The sequence below is a fragment of the Chitinophaga sp. 10T418 genome, from assembly GCF_056394125.1.
Map to the genome: position 1 here is coordinate 923786 of NZ_JBFTHG010000002.1, position 23080 is coordinate 946865.

At 46.4% G+C, this 23080-nt stretch carries 12 protein-coding genes; 5 read left to right on the forward strand and 7 right to left on the reverse strand.

Annotated elements, in window-relative coordinates; all coding sequences use genetic code 11:
* The first annotated feature begins 11 nt into the window (after positions 1–11).
* Positions 12–428 carry a hypothetical protein gene (locus AC1DCV_RS08060; RefSeq protein ID WP_477022707.1) on the forward strand — a complete coding sequence of 139 codons (417 nt, stop codon included), beginning with the start codon at positions 12–14 and terminating at the stop codon, positions 426–428.
* Here the strand turns inward: AC1DCV_RS08060 and xrtN are convergent.
* The 6 genes from xrtN to AC1DCV_RS08090 all read right to left on the reverse strand — a co-directional run bounded on the left by xrtN (position 418) and on the right by AC1DCV_RS08090 (position 13715).
* Positions 418–1758 (reverse strand): exosortase N, encoded by a 1341-nt coding sequence (gene xrtN / locus AC1DCV_RS08065; protein ID WP_477022708.1) that lies wholly within the window; start codon positions 1756–1758, stop codon positions 418–420. The genes AC1DCV_RS08060 and xrtN overlap by 11 nt on opposite strands.
* Complete coding sequence (locus tag AC1DCV_RS08070; protein WP_477022709.1) at positions 1752–4265, reverse strand: XrtN system VIT domain-containing protein; 2514 nt, start codon at positions 4263–4265, stop codon at positions 1752–1754. The genes xrtN and AC1DCV_RS08070 overlap by 7 nt, the downstream gene beginning before the upstream one ends.
* A 195-nt stretch (positions 4266–4460) precedes the next feature.
* The gene (locus AC1DCV_RS08075; RefSeq protein WP_477022710.1) at positions 4461–7064 is read right to left on the reverse strand and encodes an alpha-L-arabinofuranosidase C-terminal domain-containing protein; all 2604 of its coding nucleotides are present in this window, start codon (positions 7062–7064) and stop codon (positions 4461–4463) included.
* A 12-nt stretch (positions 7065–7076) separates the two neighbouring features.
* Entirely contained in the window at positions 7077–9491 is a 2415-nt protein-coding gene (locus AC1DCV_RS08080) for a glycoside hydrolase family 127 protein (protein WP_477022711.1), read from the reverse strand.
* A gap of 351 nt (positions 9492–9842) precedes the next feature.
* Positions 9843–11564: a DUF885 family protein gene (locus tag AC1DCV_RS08085; protein WP_477022712.1), complete on the reverse strand. Its 1722-nt coding sequence runs from the start codon at positions 11562–11564 to the stop codon at positions 9843–9845.
* 12 nt (positions 11565–11576) lie between these two features.
* Positions 11577–13715: a S9 family peptidase gene (locus AC1DCV_RS08090; RefSeq protein ID WP_477022713.1), complete on the reverse strand. Its 2139-nt coding sequence runs from the start codon at positions 13713–13715 to the stop codon at positions 11577–11579.
* A 190-nt stretch (positions 13716–13905) separates the two neighbouring features.
* Here AC1DCV_RS08090 and AC1DCV_RS08095 point away from each other — a divergent pair, with 190 nt between their 5' ends.
* The 4 genes from AC1DCV_RS08095 to AC1DCV_RS08110 all read left to right on the forward strand — a co-directional run bounded on the left by AC1DCV_RS08095 (position 13906) and on the right by AC1DCV_RS08110 (position 21314).
* Positions 13906–14814, forward strand: coding sequence for an AraC family transcriptional regulator (locus tag AC1DCV_RS08095; RefSeq protein ID WP_477022714.1), 909 nt, complete (start codon positions 13906–13908; stop codon positions 14812–14814).
* Positions 14815–14891: 77 nt separating this feature from the next.
* Positions 14892–16340 carry an APC family permease gene (locus AC1DCV_RS08100; protein ID WP_477022715.1) on the forward strand — a complete coding sequence of 483 codons (1449 nt, stop codon included), beginning with the start codon at positions 14892–14894 and terminating at the stop codon, positions 16338–16340.
* A 448-nt stretch (positions 16341–16788) separates the two neighbouring features.
* The gene (locus AC1DCV_RS08105; protein ID WP_477022716.1) at positions 16789–19821 is read left to right on the forward strand and encodes a SusC/RagA family TonB-linked outer membrane protein; all 3033 of its coding nucleotides are present in this window, start codon (positions 16789–16791) and stop codon (positions 19819–19821) included.
* 26 nt (positions 19822–19847) lie between these two features.
* The gene (locus tag AC1DCV_RS08110; RefSeq protein ID WP_477022717.1) at positions 19848–21314 is read left to right on the forward strand and encodes a RagB/SusD family nutrient uptake outer membrane protein; all 1467 of its coding nucleotides are present in this window, start codon (positions 19848–19850) and stop codon (positions 21312–21314) included.
* A 42-nt stretch (positions 21315–21356) separates the two neighbouring features.
* Here the strand turns inward: AC1DCV_RS08110 and AC1DCV_RS08115 are convergent, their stop codons facing one another.
* Positions 21357–23000 (reverse strand): serine hydrolase, encoded by a 1644-nt coding sequence (locus AC1DCV_RS08115; protein ID WP_477022718.1) that lies wholly within the window; start codon positions 22998–23000, stop codon positions 21357–21359.
* Between the last annotated feature and the right edge of the window lie 80 nt (positions 23001–23080).

Below are 23080 nucleotides of genomic sequence, written 5' to 3' on the forward strand. Positions count from 1 at the left end.
GAACTACACACATGAGTAAGCAAGCAACCACATCACCGGTATACTCTATTCCTTTAAGTTACCGTAAGATGGAAAATCTCCATATTGTTTTCTGGCTATTGAAAGATATCAGCTGGTGTATGATCTGGAAGCCCCTGGGCGTTGCCATGATTTTTCCAACGCTGATTATCTCCATCGTTATTGCGTGGCGTACCCGTCAGTTTGTGTCTGAGTTATGCCACAACGTAGCTATCACCGTTTGGATTTCGGCGAACTCCTACTGGATGATCAGTGAGTTCTTTCATTTTGATACGCAGGTGATTGTGGGCGATATTACCTATAAGCATCTGGCACTGATTCCTTTTGTGACAGGCATTTTAATACTGGCTTATTTCTATCTGTATTATCAGCCAAGGCATAAAGAGGAAACAGAAGTGACTACTGAATAAGGTGTGCACGGAGTAACGCTCCTGTTTTTTGTTCGAGTAATGCTTTCTTTTCTACCGTTATATTAATAAGATAATAATTATCCCCGCTGCAGAGTGCATCCCATCTCCACTCCAGCTGGCTGCTACTGCGGCGGGTACTGCTTTCATACCACCAGGCGGTGTACAAGGTGCTGTTTTCCTTTCTCAATTCTGCTGTATACATTTTCACGCCCTGCATAGTCTGCTCCTGTACATTAAAAAATTCAAAGCCACTCCCCTTCCAGCAAATCATAGGTTGATGATCGGTAAAATAGAAGCCGGGAATAGGTTTGATATATAGCAAGGCATCAGCAGCTGTTTGTTTAATCACGTGGTCGGCTTCAATGGTTTGCGTATAACCTGGCAGTGCTTTTATACGGGTGTTGCGCTCCGTATCACTTCCGGCACTATTCTTTTTTAAATAATGTCCGGCTACAATACCCACCAGCAGCAACAATTGCAATAGCAGCCCATACCTGTGCGTAGCCGCAATGGGGTGCTCCATCGCTGTTTTCCCATACCGCTGCAATAACCAGTTAATTCCAGGTATCAGGGGAAGTATGACATAGATGAGTAACGATAAAATACCTACAGCATCATGTGCAGCCGTGCCGGGTGGTAATGCAAATTGTACCAGCAAAATGATGCGAAACAAGTTGGCTATAATATTTAAACCTGTAATGCCCATTAGTACCAGGCCGATAAAAATTCCCGGGAGCGTTTTCTGATACCTGCGCTGATAAAAGGCGATCAGTATCACCCCGCAAAGCAGGGAGGTAAGCATCATCTGCAATCCCATACAGGCAACATCCACCGTAAATTCATTCTGCCCAAGTTGAATTACATTACCGTTGGTGGTAATGGTGGGATTAACGCCTGCCAGTATTTTTCCAGCCATCCCGGTAAGCCACAGTCTCAGCGGGAAACTAAATACGTTAGCGGCATAATCTATTACCGGTGTAACCAGTATAGCGGTAATAAAAGTGAGCGGATGAATGCGCCCATAAAAATACTCTACTACAAAAAAGATGGCGGAGGCCAGTGCAGCATAACGTAAAGTGAAGACCGGCAGCTGCCACGACAGCAATAAAAAACACATCGCCACCCAGCCACAACGCATACTGCCCGCGCGGGCACGGTCTATCCGGAATACCATGACCATGGCTACTACTGACAATATAAAGAAGGTGCTGCGCCAGGCAAAATAGGCTTGCAGCTCCATGATGCCTGTTACTATGTAAACTGCCAGCAACCATGTTGCCGGCAGTTTTGCCCCTCTGCTTGTACACCGTTTATACAATAACGTTAGCATATATTCTTCTTTTTCGGGAACAGCAACTTCTCAAATCTGACATAGGTCAATAGCAACATGGCTATAATAAACAGTGCCCATTCATGTGGTTCAGGGACAGCTCCCTGCCCGTGTAAGGAAGCATTTTTCAATGTATTTCCATCATCTTTGATATCAAATTTATCATAATCTGCCTGCGTTTCCAGTACAATCAAACTGGATAGTGGCGATACGATGTAGGCTTGCTTTGCCACCCCGATGAGGGCAGTATCATTGTTGAGGTCTTTTGCCGTAACGCGCTGTCCCAGCTGTTGCATCACATGATTGTAGGCAAAGAGTCGTGCCAGATGATCCGGGCCTTGTGCAAGGGTACTATCTGTACTTCGTGTAATGCGCATGCCTGCCTGTGCCATCGTCAACTGTGAGCTGTCTTCCTCCTGTTTTAAAAAGCTATTTTTATTTAGTTGAGATAACAACTGGGCTGTTGTTCCTTTTTCATAGATCAACGAGCGTGATTCTTTCAGGGTAGCCAGGTAAGGTGAAAGGGTATTACCAATATCGTATAGTCGTACGGGTTGCCTGGTAAAGAACGTACGTAAACTATCCCGGAACTTCGCATCTTCCAGGTCGCCCAGTTGTGGCGAAATATTTTCGGAAGCAGTAATTACTATAGCACTGACTGCATTACGGATATGATGAAACGGGAACAGCGAAAAGCGAAGCTGCTGTAGCTCATCGAATAGTTCCTTCTTATTATTTTCTGTCACCGCCGTCATCCCTTTTTTGGGATGAAATACCCATACTGCTTTGTCTTTCAGCTGTGCTGTTATTTGCTGGTAATCGTTGTATTGCCAGCTACTGTTGACATCCAGGTAACAGTTTTCCGGTGCAAAAAATTCGTAAGCCGGTGCATAAGGCAGCAGCGTATATCGCTGTCCGTTAAAATTAAAAGCCGCATTGTCTATTTGTTCTTCCGGAATTTTCAATTCCCAGTCTGCATCATAGTTGCCTTTACGCACGATGGTTTTTCCTTTACCCGGGTGGAATCCGGATGGGAATGCCATTTCTTTAGGCCAGTTATCTATATTCAGATTGACTTCATAATCTGCGTTATCATGCACCGGTCCCTCAAACCAGGCGGGTTGGTATACCAGTTTACGCTCCTTCACCAGCAACGGAGACGTGATCCCTATTTTAAATTTCCGCCTATCGCCCACGGGTACCGGGAATACGCGTACGACTACCCGATTTCCCTCCTGCCAATGAACAACAGACGGGTCACGGTATTGAACACCGACAATATCTTTATAAGCAGCCTGCGCTTTCTGTTTGGTGGTGAGTATCCCTTTTTCTTCCTTGCCATTGATCCATAGCGACAAAGAAGTGACAACGCCCCCCTCCGGTAAATGGAAAGTATAAATAGCTTCTCCGTTTTGTGGCCAACCCTTTTCGCTCTTGTTTGCTACCGTGATCGTGTTCTCCGTATATGCCAGGTGGTAACGTGGCCAGAGATCAGCACTGGTGCTAACTTTGGTAGTAGCTAAGTCTTTTCCGGTCCAAAGACGATCTTCTGCAAAATGTCGCTTGTCGTATATTACACTGAGGATATTCAGCCTGTCTTCTTCCGGTATGTTGGTGGTCCCAAAAATAAAAGCAGATGTAATGAACAGCGGGTCGTGTTTCATTTCGCCATCGTATTCCTTTTGTGGCATAGACCAGAGGCTAAAGCTATCCCAATTTCCAGGGACCATATAAATAATACCTGTTTTCAGGATCTTTTCCATCATGAAATTATGCGGTAGCTTTTGCGCCGCGCTCACCCAGGCTGGCAATTCTGTTGATCTGTCATCTACACTGAAAACATCCTCGATGGCTTTCACGTTTACTGCATATAATAATGCGTAAGTGGTAATAATGGTCAGGGACAATGCCAGTGTAATTAAATAAATGACGCGATAACGAAACACCGGCCATATCAGTTTTTGTACCATTCGCAGGTTAAACCATAAAAGGAATAGCGGGGAAAACGTAACAATGGAAATCCCAATAGCAATCAGGCCAATCAGACTAATAACATACATATTCAGCAGATAGCAGGCAAGGTAAACCGGCGCCAACAAAGTGAAACCCAATACCGCGCTTTGCAGACACTTTACCCATTCCGGCCATTGTTCAAAGAAACAAAACGCCATGATGTTAACACACATCATTACCAGTATTATAGCAAACCAGGTTGCCGTTGATTTAAATACGGATATCTCGTTATTAATGGTATAAGCATCCAACAATAACAGGACAACAAATATGGCTACCACTTTTCGTCTATGAGGGTTTCGTCTGAGTTCACCACCGAACCAATTGGCAAAGAGCCAGATTAATACGATAAAGTGATTCATCAAAAAATAGGCTTCCCATTTAGGGTTCCCTATCCGGCAAGAGGATAATACAAATACGAGTACTGAACAGCATAGTGATACCAGGCCGATCTTAATTATTATCGGCTGGCGTTTGGAAATTCCAACTTCCATATATAGGTTTTGAATACGAGGTAAAGCTATAAAATAAAAAGCACTTTGTAATACAAAGTGTAAATATATTTTTTAGTTTTTAGGAGAAATGGGGAGCTGATCGCTGATTATCAACGAGCATCTCCCCATTTCTTTCAAAAAACGGAAAAAGTGAATAGTTATCTTGCAGGTCTCCCGATGATGGGATGTGGTGAGCTACGGCTTCAATTTATCAGGAGCCTGCGATGTGTGTATTGCAGTTCTATCCGGGGTCAGTCGGATAATATTCACTGAAAGTGGTGGTACAGTCCAGTTGAATTGCGCACCTGCATCGGTGATAGTAGTGGTATGCGGCACATAGGCGGCAGGCCGGTCAAAAGAATTTTCTGCTTCCGGTGTATCGGCTGTTAACGTGATGACCTGTGCGATGGGGTTAACAGCCGTAGCGCCACCCAGTTGAATATCGGCATTCACCGCCTGTTCACCGGCATTGACTATTTTCAGTATAATATCTCCATTTTTTTCATCTTTCCCGGCAATGGTGAACAGCTTTTGTGGTTCCTGGTAAGTCATTAGTAAGGTATCCTCTAAATAACATTTTACTTCACTGTTACCTACTTCCAGCCGGATATTATACCAATGATCCAATGCCAATGGGGATTTCAGTCTTACCGGGTTACTGATACCTGCTACCTCATAACCGTTCGTGAGACTTTCAAACACGGCATGAGAATTCAGCCATGATCCTATATGTGCGCGCAAACAGGTATTTGTATCCTTCACTGCAAACGGGATAATGAAAGCATTTACTCCGCCTGTTTTACGTGCTTTCAACGTAAGCGTATAGGCGTTAAAGTGATGATCTTTCAATACTGCCAATTGCTGAGCGCCTTCCATAGTTTGCGCCATGATGCCACCGGCTTGTTGCCAGCTACCCCGCACCGGCAGCCATTCCTTTAAACCGATGGATGCGTTGCTGCGATATACCGTATCCTTATTTTGTACGACTACGATATCCTTATACTCCGCTTCCGTATCCCATGTCGCTAGACCGATACCGCCGGCAAACTTCGGTTGTTCCGTAGTTTCGGTCTGTATGCTGGTTGTCACCGGGAAGTTGATGGTGGCTTTATGATCATTGAGCATATTAAGCGCATAGTAAGAAATACGGCCAAAGCTGGTGGCGGCGTTAAAATGAATGAGGTTCACGGGCCAATCCACATCATGCTCATTCACCAGCAAGGGTGCATAGCTGCTCATGTTCACCAGGTCGCCGTTTTTCTCCATGCTCATCACGTATACCGCATCGCTCAGGGCGGCCCGCAGGTTGCCATTGCCTACACCGGCATTGGTGGCATATTCTCCCACATACATTTGCCAGTGGCCGCGTTTATACTGATCAAAATGATCAAAGTTGCGCAGGCTCCAGCCGGCATCTTTATATGCATGTTCATCTACAATGTCTGTATGCTGCATACTATCCAGTGTATACTGGTTTACATCACCAATTCCCATGCTGGCAATAATACCTATCTGAGGATACCTGGCGTGTATGGCGTCATAAAAACGGTTATATCGTTTGGCGTAATTGGGGCCATGCTGTTCGTTGCCTACTTCTACATACTTTAATGGGAAAGGTGCCGGGTGACCGTTGGCAGCACGTTGTTTACCCCAGCGCGAGGTAACCGGACCAATAGCATATTCAATAGCATCGAGTGCGTTCTGTATCACGGGTGCAATGCTATCGTCCGGAATAAAGGTACCACTGCGATATTCACAGGATATGCCCACATTGAATACGTACAGCGCCGCTGCATTAATATCTTCACAAAACTGCAGGTATTCATGATATCCGAATCCGTTGCTGCTCCAGTAACCCCAGGGGCTATACGTTGGTATGCGCTGCTCAGGCGGTCCCAGCGTGGTTTTCCAGTCCGGTGCACTTTCCACCGTAATACCTTCTACATAGCAGCCGCCGGGCCAACGCACAAAGGCAGGCTTCATTTTTTCGATAAGGGTAGCCAGGTCTGCCCGCATACCATTGGGCCGGTCGCGGAAAGTATGTACCGGAAAGAGCGACACCATATCGAGCAGCAAGGTACCGGAGCGCTGAAAAGAAAGTACCAGTCGCGCGTCCGGGTCAGTATCTTTTGCGGTGAGTACGGCAGTATACTTTCTCCAGTTGGTCTTTGCTGCAATTGTAAAAGTAGTATCCGCGAGTACCTTACCGCCGGCTGTTTGCAGAGAAACACGCACATTGCCGGTGTAACCTTTGCTGCCGTTGGCAAAAAAAGATAAACGATATGGAGCCCCTTTGGCGATGTTCATACCCCAGAACCCTTCGTTTACCAATGCAGCATCATTACGTAGATCCGTAGCCGTTACCTCCACCTGCATAGCATGCGGAGTAGCTTTGTGTAAGGGATGATCGCTGACAATAGATAACCGTATCGTGGCGTTTCCTTTTTCTTCCGCATGCCAGGCTGGCCATTGACTTTGCAGGGGCCATTCCATTTTCCAGTCGGATGGCTGTCCGTTAAGCATAAAATGCGGCTTCAGCGGAAAAGGTTGCAGCCAGCCATTTTTCAATTGTGTACCTGCAGGAATGCAATGATCTTCGAAGCCGCGGTTCTGTACCATTTCCGCATAAAGTCCTCCTTCGCCGGCATGACTGATTTCTTCAAAGAAAATACCGTGCAGGGTAGCTGGTACTACAGCACCCTTTACAGCGGTATTTACGTGGATGCTGGCCCTTGATTGAGCGATAGCAGTGCTACACCCCATCACCAGAGCGATGGCAGCGAAATGGCCGTATTTCATGCGTATAATTTATTATTCCACGATCCACTCATGTATGCCACTTGCATTTTCTGCAGGTAATTGCACTTCGAGTTTTAACGCAGTTGTTGTAACCGGTTCAAAGGTGATGACGCTGTATTTATCTTTCTCCACTACATAGGGTGTCTTATTCTTCACCGGTATCCAGTCAGCTCCCTGTTTGTAATAGAGCTTCCAGGTGGCAGGAATGCGGCAGCCTCCAAAAGGCCCATCGTCATACCAGTATACTTTGGAGCTGCTAACGGTATAGGTGCTGTCGAAATCGTAGCGCACCCATTCCGTGCTGCCTTTGGCTGGCCACCAATGTAAATAGAGGGCGCTGTTATCTTTGGAATCTTTAGGTTCGTACTGATCGTTCAATGCCATAAACATGCGCTGATTTTTCACCGAAGCGCTGATTTTGCTTTTGGACGCAATGGTGGGCGCCGGCTTGGGACGGGCTGCGGAAGATTCAAAAGGTATCCATACCGTCATTTCTGCAGGGCCACGATTGGCCCATGCGTAATACGGTATAGCCGTTACCGTTTGCGTGCTGCTGATCAGCGAATCTGAGTGCAGTTGTCTGCTGGCCGAGCTACCTGCCATTTGCAGGGTCATCACTCCATTGAGCAGGGTTGGCTGGAAGACTGTATTCACATCGGCCTGTTTGCTGACTACAATATTCTGCACGGTGGCATCTTTATTATCCGGGCCTTCGAGGCAAAACATCATAGGGCCACGTTCCAGGGCAAAGCGGTCTTTATCATCTTTTACCGGTGCTGCTGCCAGCACTTTCTTCACCTGCATGGGGAAGTCTACCACTACTTTATCTCCTTTTTTCCAGGTGCGGCTGATCACCGCATAGCCTTTATCCATAGCATACACCACTGGTTTACCATTCAGTAAAACAGGGATATTCACGGCAGCACTGTCATCCTCAAAGTAGAGATTACCCGGTACAGGCTTGTTTTCCGCCCATCCGGGAATACGTACTTTCAGGTTAAAAGCAGTGGGTTTGGTCGTGTTGATCGTAATTTCATCTTTACCATTCCAGGGATAATCTGTTTGTTGCACAATATTTACTTTCCCTGCTTTCAGTTGTATGCTGGCGGAGTCACCTACAAACAGGTTTACATACAGATCATTATCTTTCTGCGCATATACATATCCCGGCATAGAGGGCAGGAAGCGGGTCATATTGGAAATACAACAGGCGCAGCCAAACCAGGCACTCCGCTGGTGTTGCCCCATAGAGGCCAGTGGGTTGGGATAAAAGAAGCGATCACCGCTCAATGATACACCTGACAACAATCCATTATACAGCGTGCGTTCCAGCACATCTATGTATTTGGCATCTCCATGGAGCAGGAACATCCGGCTATTCCAGTATACATTGGCAATAGCCGCGCAGGTTTCMGCGTAGGCCGACATATTCGGTAACTCATACGCGGCACCGAAAGCCTCCCCTGCACCAGTTGCACCAATACCGCCGGTGATATATAACTTCCGCTCTACCACATCTTCCCAGATATCATCAATGGCTTTAAGGTATTGCCGGTCGCCCGTTAATGCCGCCACATCTGCCATACCGGTATACATATACGTAGCACGTACCGCATGTCCTACGGCTTCATGCTGTTCCGTTACTTTTTTATGCGACTGGCTGTACTCCTGGCTATACTTCGTTCCGGGACCGCGTACATCCAGGAAAAATTTAGCGAGGTCCAGGTAAGATTTATTACCGGTTACGCGGTATAACCTGGTGAGACCTGTTTCCACGATCTGATGGCCCGGAAACTTTTCTTCCTTACCCCAGCCAAAAACACGCACCAGCAGGTCCGCGTTCTTAATCGCGATATTGAGTAGTGTCTTCTTTCCGGTGGCCTGGTAATGCGCTACAGCTGCTTCGAACAGGTGACCTGCATTGTAGAGTTCATGACTGAGATCTTCTTCCTTCTCCCAACGTTTGCTGCCAATCCATTCATGTGGTTTTGCTGCTTTCACGGTACGAAAGGTATAGAGATAACCATCTCTTTCCTGTGCTGCACCGATGATGCTGATGAGTGTATCCAGGTATTTTTCCAGACCGGGATCCGGCTGCACCTGCAGTCCGTAGGAAGCACCTTCAATCACCTTGTAAAGATCTGTATCATCAAAAGTATACTCTGTTAGTTTATCACCGGAAAGTTTACCGGCGGCACGCAAAAAGTTATCTATTCTGCCTGTCTTTTTACATTGCTCCAATGTATACGGTATCGTTACACCGGCGTTGGTCCTTATTTTTGGCGCCCAGAACTGGTCGTTTACCCTTACCTGGGTAAAGGCCACCGGCCTTATCGGATAGTCTTTTTGCAGCTGCGCTTTTAATGCAGTGTTGCTGAGCAACATACCTGCGCCCGCCATCGCCATCTTTCCCAAAAATGATCTCATACCTTTTTTATCTTTATAAACACCTAATATAATAATTCATAATTGTCAATTAAACAATTATAAGTCCTGACTTACGTTTTAACTCAATGGGTTGTTCTGACTCATCACATCCGGATAAACAGCCAGTTATAAAGCCAGTTCAAACAAGTTTTTTTTAAATTGTCTTAATGACATTTAAAAGTATTCAGAAAAAAAGAGGAATACTGCGTAAATATTAACGAGTATTCCCTGTATTTTATCAATCCTGCGCAACGCAGCAGTGCTACACTATGCAGCGGCAGGCTGCGCCTGATAAGTTGAGGCTGTCGCAATAAAAAAAGCCGGGGCTGGAAAGCGCCCGGCGTATTTCCGTTATAGCTTGTAAAAATGCCAGGTACTGACAAAATCTTTGGGTACTGGTTTATTCAAAAGAATCGCCCTCAACATTTCAATGGGCATCATATTCTCTTTCAGCACAGCATCATGGTATTGTTTGTAAGACATTTTTCCACTGTCTACCAATTCTTTTTTCAGTGCTTCGAACTGTAACCCTCCAATCATATAAGCGATCTGGTACAGCGGACTATAACCGCCCACAAAAGAGCGTCGTACTTCTCCTTCTGCATTGGCCCGCTCATGTCCTACACGGTCAACGAGGAAGTCGATACATTGCTGCGGTGTCCATTTACCAGTGTGGTAGTTGATAGAAAAGATGATCCTGGCACAACGGTGCTTACGCCAGAACAACATGCCGATGCGATCTTCCGGTGTTTTAGCAAAGCCCTGATCCCAGAGCAGTCTTTCCCAGTACAAAGCCCATCCTTCGATCCAGAAAGGTGTTTCAAAATGACGGTATGCTTTGTAACGGTTCAGCATAAACTCCTGTAGTGCATGTCCGGCCAGCAATTCATGGTGTACGGTGGCGCGGGAGAAGTGTGGGTTATTACCCCGCATGCTCATCATTTTATCTTCATGACTCATGCTACTAACCGGATAGGATACAATGAATTCTTCGCCGCCTAAAAAGAATGGATTAACCAGTTGTCTTTCCGGCGACATCATGTTCATACGCCAGGTTTCCTCGGCCAGTGGCGGCAATGTGATGAGGTCATGCTGTTTGAGAAAGTCTATGGATTCATTATAAAGTTGCATCATGGCGGCAGGCTGGTCGGCCGGCGGTACGTAGCTGTTCTTCACTTTTTCCATGGCGGCCTTCCAATCGGTACCAAATCCCATTTCACGGGTAGCCTTATCCATTTCTGCATCACACCAGGCAAATTCTTTATTGGCAATGGCCAGCAGTTCTTCTGGCGTGTAAGGAATCATTTCCTGCTGTAATCCCCTGATCAGCTGCGTTCTGCCAATAGGGTGACCAATAATACCGCTGCCATCATCAGGGAGCTGTCCACTGCTTTTCTCTTTAGCGGCAAAAGCAGTCCCATAGCCGCTCAGGAGACTATCCAATTGTTTATAGGGAGCAGGTATCCACCAGGAAAAAAGCGGATCATATCCGTTGTAAAAAGAAAACACGCTGCCAAGCGCATTACGCAAGTCTTTTACAGTAGCCTTACCCCGGCGTATCTGTACAATAGAGATGCTGCTATCGCCTTCCAGTTGTAGCCTGCTTTTGTTAACTTCCTTTGCTATTTCGTTGAACTGTGCTGCCATTGCCGGTGCATCCGGTTTGGCGCCACGGCGGCGGTTTTGCTCTACCTGGTAAATCTTATCTGCAAAGGGAAACCACTTTTTCACCTGGGCATATTCCTGTTGCGCCTCGGACAAATCTTCCGCAGCAGCAGCCAGCTTGCGTTTAAACAGCGTATAATCTACCTGCGTGCCTACATTCAATGCGCTGTAGTTCAGCTGCTGCAGGCGTTGCTGATAGCTCTTAATGAGCGCAGCGAAACGCGCAAAACGTTCCGGTGAGTTCTCTACAAAATAAAAGCGGTTCAGGATACCGGCATCTGCCTCATACTGTACCATGATATTATTGACCTCACTGGTTTGTGCGTAAAGGTCATTATCAGCGGATTGCGCGGATACGATCGCCTGCTGTAAGAGCAGCGCAGCGATCAGCGGAAATATTTTTTTCAAGGTGGTCAGGTTTTACTCGTTAATATTTCTATCTGGTGGCGTGGTTTGTAACAGGTGTTGCACAAAAAAATCGCGGCGTTTAATACGGCCGTAAGGGCCGCCATCACTATGTCCCATGCCGGGAACCGGAAGGAATTCAAATGTCTTTCCTTTCTTTATCAGGGCATCTATCACACGGTAAGTGGATTCAGGAGGTACATTGGTATCCGCCTCTCCTACTATCAGTAAAAGACTGCCCTGTAATCTGCCGGCATTGGTGACATTGGATTGCTCTTCGTAATGCTTGCCCACAGGATATCCCATCCATTGCTCGTTCCACCACTGCTTATCTACCCGGTTATCGTGACAACCGCAGGAAGCCACGGCTGCTTTATAAAATTCAGGATGAAAAAGGAGTCCACCCAACGCATTTTGCCCGCCGGCAGAAGTACCATACAGACCTACCCGCGATGTATCCACAAAAGAATACTTCCGGGCGAGTGCTTTGATCCATAAAATACGATCCGGGAACCCTGCGTCTGCGAGGTTTTTCCAACATACGTCATGAAATGCTTTTGAGCGGTTAGCCGTTCCCATACCATCTATCTGTACCACAATAAAACCCAGATCTGCCAGGCTTTGCATGTCTATGTAATAACTCATAAAACTTTTGGGTACAAAAGCGTCCTGCGGACCGGCATAAATATTTTCCACTACCGGATATGTTTTAGTGGAGTCGTAGTTGGACGGCCGGCACATCACACCCCAGATATCTGTCTTCCCATCGCGGCCTTTGGCAACAAATGGTACCGGGAAAGGAACGCCGGTGGCCTGCCAGGCACTTACATCTGCTTTTTCCAGTACGGTAATGAGTTTTCCATCAGCCGTACGGCGCAGTTCATTTACCGGTGGCACATTGACCTGTGAGTATTTATCTATATAAAATTTTTTATCGGGAGAAAAGAAAACGAGGTGATTACCGATAGCAGGAGTCAGGTCCAGCAGTTTACTACCGTTGAAGTCTATACGATAATAATGAATAAAGTAAGGATCTTCCCCGGCATTCCGGCCACTACCGCGGAACCAGATTTCTCTTTTTTGGGCATCTACGCTATCCACCTCTCTTACAATCCAATCGCCTTTGGTGATCTCGTTCTTTATTTCTCCTGTGAGGCTATTCACGAGATAAAGGTGCTGCCAGCCATCTTTTTCAGAGGTCCACAACAGTTCATTGCTTTCGGGGAGGTAGTGCGTGTATATCCGGGATTCGTAGATGAAAGTGTTGGTTTTTTCCTCCAGTATCGTACGGGTGTTACCGTTAGCCGCATCTACTTCTATGATGCGGAAGCGCTGATGTCCGCGGTCTACTTTTTCGTACAGGAAGTATCGGGCATCGGGTTGGCGCCAGTGCAATACCGGCGCATCAAAGAAATCGATGATGTCGGTGTTTACTTTGGTGGTAGTTTTGCCAGCCAGGTTGAACACATACATTTCATAGGTGGTAAAAGGGTCGCCGGGTTGCTTATAGGGCTGCGAACGCAGCTGTCCGCGGGTAGTTCCCGGTACGTCCGTCAGGATATAATATACAGAAGAATCCTCTACGGGGTGGATGCGATATCCCACCAGGTATTTACTGTCCGGCGACCAGGCCAGGGAGCCGTAACTTTCCTTTGTTGTGTCGCCATCCTTTGTAAAGGGGATCACTGACCCATCCAGGAGGGAGCGTACATAAACATTGCCATTGATGGTGGTGGCCACCCATTTCTTATCCGGTGAGAGACTGTCGGTGGTAAAACTCTCCCAGCGGCTGGGCTCCCGATGCTGGAAAGGACGGGATGAGGATTTCGATACCGACAATTTTGCAAATTTTGCGGTATCGGTAATGACTTCCTTTTTGCCGGTAGCGGCGTTCACGAGGTAATAAGTCTTAGTACTGTCTTTGCTATCATTCACATACCAGAAAGAGGTTCCTCCCGGCAGCCAGTTGGCATCTACATTATGCTTGAACACTGTTTTCCGGGTGATGCTATCCAGCAACCGCGCCTGGCGATATCGCTGCAGTATATCCGCATGTGTGGGTAAATAGGGCGTTGGCTTGCTTTGTTGTGCCTGCAGCAGCCCGGCGGGGATACCCAGTAACAATAGCAAAAAAAGAAACTTCTGGTACTTCATAAATAATTCTGATCGGCTGTAAGTAAATGTATACCTGACAATTATTAAAAATACACTGTTTGAATATTTTTTAAAAGTACTATCCACAATGCGTAGTTTTTGAACGATTTTTAATAACTTGTTCTCATATCTTCACCTAAATTTGGTCACAAAGCCTTCAAAGGTGTTAAAAAAAGAATAATGTAACTACATGAAAGTATTACAGTTTACAATACCTGTAGCGCACGACAAAACCATTATCACGCAAAAAGATTCGCTGCCAGCTTTCTATCCGCACCTGCACCGTCATGAAGAAATTCAGCTCACCTGGATTCAGCACGGACATGGTACGTTGATCGTGGAAAACAATATGCACGCTTTCTGGTCGAATGAAATTTACTGGTTAGGCAGTAATCAACCTCATGTATTAAAGAGCGAGGAGTTGCCTTTTGGCAGTAAGAACAAAAAGAATGTGCAGGCGCTGACCGTATTTTTCAATCCGGAAGGTAAGCTGGCGCCGTTGTTTGAGCTGCCGGAATTTAAAAAGATCAAGTCATTTGTAGAGCAGTCCCGCAACGGGTTTAAGATCCCGGAAGTGCATGTGCTGGATATTTCGAGCCGTATGCTGAAGATCCATCAGTCGCAGGGGATTGTGCAGTTTCTGGCATTTGTGGAGTTGATGAATTTCTTTCTGACGATTAAGAGCCTGGAGCCGTTAATTACGGGGTCGAGGTTATCGGCAGTGAATGAGCAGGAAGGTATCCGTATCGGGTATATCTACAATTATATTATGCAGCACTATGATACGGAAATTAAGCTGGAAGATATTGCCCGGGAGGCGCATATGACGCCACAGGCTTTTTGCCGGTATTTCAAAAAACATACGCGGTTAACTTTTGTGTCATTTCTGAATGAGGTACGCATCAATGAAGCTTGTAAAAAACTGGCTGGTGGCTCATTCGACAGTATCGCTACCGTGGCGTACAATTGCGGATTCAATAGTATTKCCAATTTCAACCGGGTATTTAAAAGTATTACCGGGAAATCGCCACGCAGCTATCTGCGGGAATATGAACAACTGGATAACACCTCAGATACAGCAGCTACAAAATCTGCATAGTATTGGTCAATAAGCGCATAGAATTCACCCCGAAGTAGCTGTAGTTTTAGGGTAATCAACCAATTACTATAGCTACTATGTCAGACGCTCCATCATTCAAGCCGTCTATAAAGCTGCTGGATGCCACTATGATTGTGGCCGGCAGCATGATAGGCTCTGGAATTTTTATTGTCAGTGCCGATATTACCCGTCATACCGGAAGCGCCGGTTGGTTATTGCTGGTGTGGCTGATTACCGGGTTTATGACGCTTACTGCCGCTTTAAGCTACGGGGAACTGAGCGGCATGTTTCCCCGTGCCGGCGGACAATATGTATACCTGAAAGAGGCCTATAATCCTATGACGGCTTTCCTATATGGCTGGAGCTTTTTTACGGTCATACAAACGGCCACCATTGCAGCGGTAGGTGTTGCTTTTGCCAAGTTCACCGCCTACCTCCTGCCTGTATTCAGTGAAGAACATGTGTTACTGGACCTGGGGGTGATGAAAGTGAGTGCGGCGCAACTGCTGTCTATTATGGTGATTGTGTTACTAACCTATATGAATACACGTGGTATTGAGGGCGGTAAAAAAATACAAACTACTTTCACGATGACTAAACTGGTGAGTCTTGCTGCCCTGATCATTTGCGGCCTGCTGGCATTAAAACCGGGCGTATGGACGGCCAACTGGCAGCATGCATGGGACCTCCATCCTTTAACTACCGGTAATACTGCCCCCTCCTATACTACCATAGCAGCCCTTGGTGCTATTGCGGCAGCGATGGTTGGTTCGGTTTTCAGCAGTGACTCCTGGCATAATGTTGCTTTTGTGGCAGGAGAAATAAAAAATCCGCGACGTAATATTGGGTTGAGTCTTTTCCTGGGTACCGCTATCGTGACTATTATTTACGTGTTGACCAACATTACCTATCTCGCCGTATTACCTTTATCAGAAATTGCACAGGCGCCAAAAGATCGTGTAGCCGTGTCCGTATCTCAGGTTGTTTTGGGTAATGCAGGCACAGTTGTTATCGCGCTGATGATCATGATCTCTACTTTCGGATGTAACAATGGCCTTATTCTGGCCGGAGCCAGGGTGTATCATACGATGGCGAATGACGGCGTATTTTTTAAACAGGCGGGTACTTTAAACAGTGCTTCCGTACCGGCGTTTGCCTTATGGATCCAATGTGTGCTTGCCTGTTTATGGTGCTTAAGTGGCCGGTATGGTGAATTGCTGGACATGATTTCGTTTGTAGTGGTGGCATTTTATATGCTGACGATAGCCGGTATTTTCATCCTGCGTAAAAAGCGGCCGAATGCTGACAGGCCGTACAAGGCTTTCGGATACCCGGTGCTGCCGGTATTATATATTTTAATGGGCCTCACATTCTGCGGGTTGCTGTTTATCTATAAACCACGGTTTACCTGGCCGGGACTGATCATTACGCTGTCTGGTATTCCTGTGTATTACCTGGTTAACAGGAAAAGACGGAGCGATAAACCACCTGTCTCCCAGAGGGAAAAAATTACTACCACCAACTAATCTACTGACCAAACCAATCATTTCCGGRGGACTGATGTATCAGTCCCCTTTTTAATATCTCCCCTTATAAGTGTTCTCCATACGCGTTTACAAGTGTTAATACATAATTAATCTACTATCAGACCCGGGTAAAAAACTATACTGCTACATTTGTAAAATTCACTATCTTTCTGGCTGAGCCAAAGGTGTAATGTAGTCATCGTGAAATGCCAACCAGTTTTTTTCATCTACGTTTTTTGGAACCCAGTGAATATTTAAAAATTTTACCTACAACAGGCAATAGTGCAATAACGATTTAGCAACAATTATTATCTAACAACCAAAACCAGTAATTCAGTAACACTAAAACAGACAGGCCGTATATATCTGTTCCAATCACGTTTATTCAAGTTCACGTCTTATTCATCAAATTATGAGGTACTCATTCACTAGAAAATTATGCTTTCTGATGGTCTTTCTATGCGCAGCTACCAGCGCTGTGATGGCACAAAAGACCATTACCGGAAAAGTCACCGGGGCGGCAGACGGAACGGGTCTGCCAGGTGTAAATGTAATTGTGCCCGGCACCAGCAGCGGAGCCAGTACTGATACAAAAGGCAATTACACCCTTTCTTTACCCGCGGGTGCTAAATCGGTTTTGTTCTCATTTATCGGCTATGAACCACAAACAATAACGGTTGGTGACAAAACTGTCATCAATGTATCTCTCAGCGCTACCACCAAAGGATTGGGTGAAGTAGTGGTCGTAGGTTATGGTGTACAAACACGTCGCGATGTAACCGGTACCATTGCTTCCGTAAAAGGTTCGGATATTAAAAACTTACCGGTACCCGATGCCGCCTCGGCTATACAGGGCCGTGTTACAGGGGTGGACATTGTCCGCTCCGACGGTGCTCCCGGCAGCACCCCCGCCATACGTATACGTGGTACAGGTACCATTAACAACGCAGACCCTTTGGTGATCATTGACGGGATCCCGGCCAGTGGCCTCAGCGATGTAAATCCAAACGACATTGCGTCTATGGAAATACTGAAAGACGCCTCTTCTTCCGCGATCTACGGTACCCGTGCGGCTAACGGCGTAGTTATCATCACCACCAAAAAAGGAAGCTATGGCGAGAAACTGAAAGCATCTGTGAACCTTTACCGGGGCGTTTCCAACACCATCCGGTATATTCCTTTGCTAACGGCACCAGACCTGGCCACGCTCAAACAGGAACGCTATACCAACGATGGCGCCGCTGTAGATCCACTCTGGAAAGATCCTTACTATTCCACCCAACGCACCGACTGGCAACGCGCCCTCCTGCGTTCCGGCGATGTAACCAATGCTGACGTGAGCTTACGCGGTGGTAACGCCAGTTCCAATTACATGCTCAGTGCAGGTTACTATAATGAAAACGGGCTGATTGTCAACTCCTATTTTAAACGTTACTCCGTACGTTTCAACTCAGAACACAAACTGGGTAAACGTTTCAAAGTAGGTGAAAACATGCAGCTGACCTACAAACAGAGCGCTGGCCCTGATACCTACTCTTCACAGACAGGTCTTATTTTCAGTGCCCTGCGGTTCAACCCTGCCATCCCGGTACGCAATCCCGATGGCAGCTACGGCAGCTCCAAAGCCAGCAATGAACTGGGTGATATCAACAACCCGGTATATACCGCTGAAACCACCGATGCCTGGGCTAAAACCTACCGCATGCTGGCCAGCGTATACGGAGAACTGGAAATTATGGACGGTCTGACCCTTCGCGCCAACTACGGCTTTGACGGTAATATCAACAACCAGTATAGCTTCTCTCCAAAAGTTCTGGACCAGACCAGGGCACGTGATCACGCAGAACTGTACAACCGCAATGCCACCGAAAACACCCAGCTCAGCGAAATCTTCATGACCTATAATAAGATATTCGGACAAATACACCACATCACCGTTACCGGTGGTTACTCTCAGCAAACTTATAATGGCTCCTTCTTCCGCGCCGACCGCTGGGGCTTTAATGATGAAGCACCAGATCAGCGTGTACTCAGCAATGGTAACGACATCCACGATGCCCAGGGTAACTACTATCCGGCCAACGCAATCGCATCAGGATTTGTGAGAGGTTTCTATGGATATAAAGACAAATACCTGCTGACAGTTACCTTCCGCGCAGATGGTTCTTCCAGGTTTGCACCGGATCAACGCTGGGGATACTTCCCTGCCTTCTCCGCAGGATGGCGCATTTCTGACGAAACCTTCTTTAAAGATCATGTGAAAGCAGTCAGCAACCTGAAAATCACCGGAGGCTGGGGACAACTGGGTAATCAGAACATAAATGATTTCCAGTACCTGGCACCGATAGACAAAGACAGACGCTATAACTTTGGTGAAAACTCTTTTACCGGMGTATGGAATTCCAGACTGGCCAACCCCAACATCACCTGGGAAAAAGCAGAGATGACGAACATCAGCCTGGAGGCTGGCTTCTTCGAAAACAAACTGAATACCACTATTACCTGGTTTAATAAAAATACCCGCGATATGCTGGTACCAGCACCGGAAATGGACCTGCATGGTACTGCCGCTATCCCCGATCGTAATATCGGTGAGCTGAATAACAAAGGCTGGGAAGTGGAAGTAGGCTACCAGGGCGGTAATGATCGTTTTCATTTTAATGTAAGCGCCAACGCTTCTTTCATTAAAAATGAAGTCACCAAATTATACGATCCGTCCTCTTACATTGGTTCAACTGTTTACGGCCGCCAGGGAGTGGAAATTTCCCGCACCTATGTAGGTCAGCCATTAGCTTCTTACTATGGCTGGAAAACCAATGGTATTTATCAGACAGCTGACGAAGTAAATAATGACGCCAATATCAAAAACGATCCTAACAAGGCTAAAATCATGCCCGGCGATGTACGCTTTGTAGACATCAATGGAGATGGCATCGTTAACGATAAAGACCGCGTAAACCTGGGTAGCCCTAATCCTAAAATGGTATACGGTATACAGGCCAGCGGCAGCTATAAAGGCTTTGACCTGAGTCTTTCTTTTGCCGGTGTAAGTGGTGTAAAACTGTACAACGCTGATAAAATGCAGGGTATGGATCCTGCCTATCCGTATAACATGTATGCCGATGCGTTGAACCGCTGGCATGGTGCAGGTACCAGCAACAGCGTACCACGTATGTCGCTCCGCAGTGACAATCAGAACAATCGTGTTTCCGATCGTTTTGTAGAAAAAGGTGATTATTTTTCCCTGAAGAATGCCTCGCTGGGATATACCATTCCATCTAAAATATGGGGTCACAGCGGCATCTCTGATATCCATGTATATGTAGCCGCACAAAACCTGTTCATCCTTACCTCCTACTCTGGTTTAACTCCACAGCTGGGATACAACGGTACCCTCGATGGTAACAGACAACGCGGTGTAGACGTAGCTGCCTATCCACAGGCCCGAACCTTTACATTTGGCGCTACCCTTAACTTTTAATTCACGGGAACTTTAAATTAATTACTATGCAACGGATCAAACATATATTTTTAATTACCGCCGTACTGCTGACAGGTTGTAAGAGCGTGCTGGATGTAAAGCCAAAAGGAAATTATACCACCGGCAACTACTGGCGTAACCAAAGCGATGCATTAGATGGTGTTACCGGCATTTATAATACCTTACTGGAAGAAGATTATACCGGCTTTAACGAGTTTGTATTTGATAACTGCTCAGATGACCAGGTACGTGGTGGAGACCACGATTACGATGCTGCTATTGAAGACTTTTCCTATGATCCTTCTACCTACAGCGTCAGAGTAGGCTGGAGATGGAAATATGAAACAATCAGCCGCTCCAACAATGTGCTCATTTATGTTCCTAAAATAACAGATATAGATGCAGCGATTAAAAACCGCTGTCTGGGTGAAGCACATTTCTTCCGCGCCTTCGCTTACTGGCGTCTGCTGCTGATCTACGGAGAAGCGCCTATTGTTACAGAAGACGATGTACTCAAATCCAATTACAAAAAACCTAAAGTGAGTGCAGATCAGTTGCGTGCACAGATTGAAACAGACCTGCTGGCAGCAGCCGATCAGTTGCCTGAAACATATGGTGATAGCGATAAAGGTCGTGTGAGCAAAGGAACCGCCTGGGGCCTGCTCTGCAAACTGTATATGAACTGGGAAAAACTGGACAAGGCGATTGAATTTGGCAGCAAAGTAACCACCAATGCACATTATGCATTAGCTCCCAAATATGCCGATAATTTCAGCGTAGCTACTGGTAACAATTCAGAAATGTTGCTGGCTGTTCAAACAGTAGATGGTAACGGCTATTCCGACTTCATCACTTATCACGCCCCCCGTAACTGGAATGGCTGGAGCTTCTTCTACCCTACCAAAGGACTGGTGGATGAATTTGAAGCAGGCGATCCACGTAAGAATATCTGCATTATGCAACCTGGTGACCAGGTGAACATAGGTACCGGTATTGCTACCTACAATGCAGATGCTTCCTGGAGTGGTTATCACTATAAAAAATTCTGTAGCTGGAAACCTTCCGGTGGTTTAGACTACTCGCTTAAAACACCATTGATGCGTTCCGCAGATATTTACCTGCTGGTGGCAGAAGCTAAGATCCGTGTGAATGGCGCCGGTGCCGGTGATGCAGAGATTAAAGCGGTTCGTCAGCGTGCTTCCACTACTTTGCCTGTGGTAACAAATGCGGGTATGAAAGAATTGATGCACGAGCGTCGGGTAGAATTATGTGGCGAGAACGAACGTCATCAGGATTTGTTGCGCTGGGACAAAGCGAAGTTGATAGACATCGTAGCATTATACAAACAGCCTAAAAAGGCCTATGATGGTACTACGATCACCCGCGGTGGTGCAGCCAGGACTTTTGTGCGTCCGAAGAACTACTATTTCCCGATGCCGCAACAGGAAATAGATAGAAGTCAGGGGATATTGATACAGAATCCGAATTTCTAGGATATACGAAAAGCCGCTCTCTTATCGGGAGCGGTTTTTTTATTATTCTACTTTCTCCGCCTCCTCCTGCCCATTCTGGATTTTCGTCAGCCCCCGTACTTTTCCCTGCTCATCTACATGAAAAGATAATTGCGCATCCATATTCTTCGCAAAAAACTGATGTGGTGCATACAATAATATTTCCTGCTTTACCTGTCTCCCACCTGTTCCCTTACCATACATCCGGTTATCTTCCTGGCTGATCGTTAAAATAAATCCGGAGCTGAACCGGTATTTACCTGCGTACTTTTCCAGGCTGGCGGGTTCCACGGGTATTGCCTTCATGGCGGTAACGATCTTATCACTGCGTTTCAGGATGGTGGAATCGCCGTTACCGTGTATCACTACTGTATTAATATGGCCACTGCTATCCCTGGTAAAGGTGAAGGTATTCAAACTGTTATCCTGCCAGCACTGGTCTTTATCAAAAGGCACCAACCGGCTTTTAGTGCCGCCTTTTTTATACAACAACAGTCGGTTATCTTCATACACGATGTAATTCTCACCCGTTGCCGTTGATCCGTATACACCTTCCAACTCCTTTTGCTGTTCAGCAGATAATGGTATTTCCTGTTGCGGATAAGCCTTTCCGATTGTGATGGCGGCTATTTTTGTGGCTGTTAGTTCCGGGTTATTATTTTCGCAATTCGTCAGGAGGACTACAAATACTTTTTCTTTTGAAAGATAAACAGCGAAGGTGGAGAATCCATTAATCAGTCCATCATGATGCCTGTCGGGGCTTCCCTGAATATTGCCACACCACCAGCCATAGCCGTATCCGGTAGAGGCACCACTTTTCAGTTGATAGGGCGTTAATGCTTTGTCCAGGCTTTGTTTCCGGATAACCTTATACTCCATGACTGCTTTGTTCCAGGTATATAAATCCATCGCAGTAGAGAGTATAGCGCCTGCTGCATAAGGTTGGGACATGCTCAGGAAGGCGGCATTTCTGTAATGATCATCATACTTTTCATAACCGTGTGCCCTGTTGGGGATGATATGATCTCCGTTATCGAAAAAGGTATGTTTCATGCCGAGGACCTCAAAGATATGTGTAGTGATATATTCCTCATAGGAAGTTTGGGTAACCAGTGAAATGATATAGCCGAGGAGTACATACCCATTATTGTTATAGCGGAAATTCGCGCCTGGCTCAAATTCCATGGGTTCTTCCTTAAATTGCTTTATCAGTTCCAGCGGTGTCATATCTTTTTTTCGTGCTTCTGGCGTCCATTTCCCGGCGCTGGCGGAAATGCCTGAGGTATGCGTGAGTAAATGTTCGATGGTAATGGTTTGTCCATGCGTGGGATAGTCGGGGATAAACCGGCGGATATCATCCTGCAGTGATAACCTGCCTACTTCTATCAGCTTCATAATGGCGCAGGCAGTAAACTGTTTGGTGATGGAGCCGATGCGGAATACCTGTTCCGGTTGCATGGGAAGATCTGCTTCCAGGTCTGCTTTACCGAACGCCTGCTGGTAAATGATCTTATCATCTTTGGCCACAAGTACTACGCCTCCGGGACCAGTACCAGAAAATGTCTTCGACAACAGGGTATCTATTCGTGCTTCGGCTGATTGTGCCGGCGCTATAAAGTGAAGGTGGAGGAATAATAGCAATAGCGATCCCGCTAACTTATTTTTCATGATAATTTGTATTTAACTGGTGAGGATAATGGGCACAGGACGGCGGCATGATTAAAAGCTAATACATGCGGGTGTGGGTT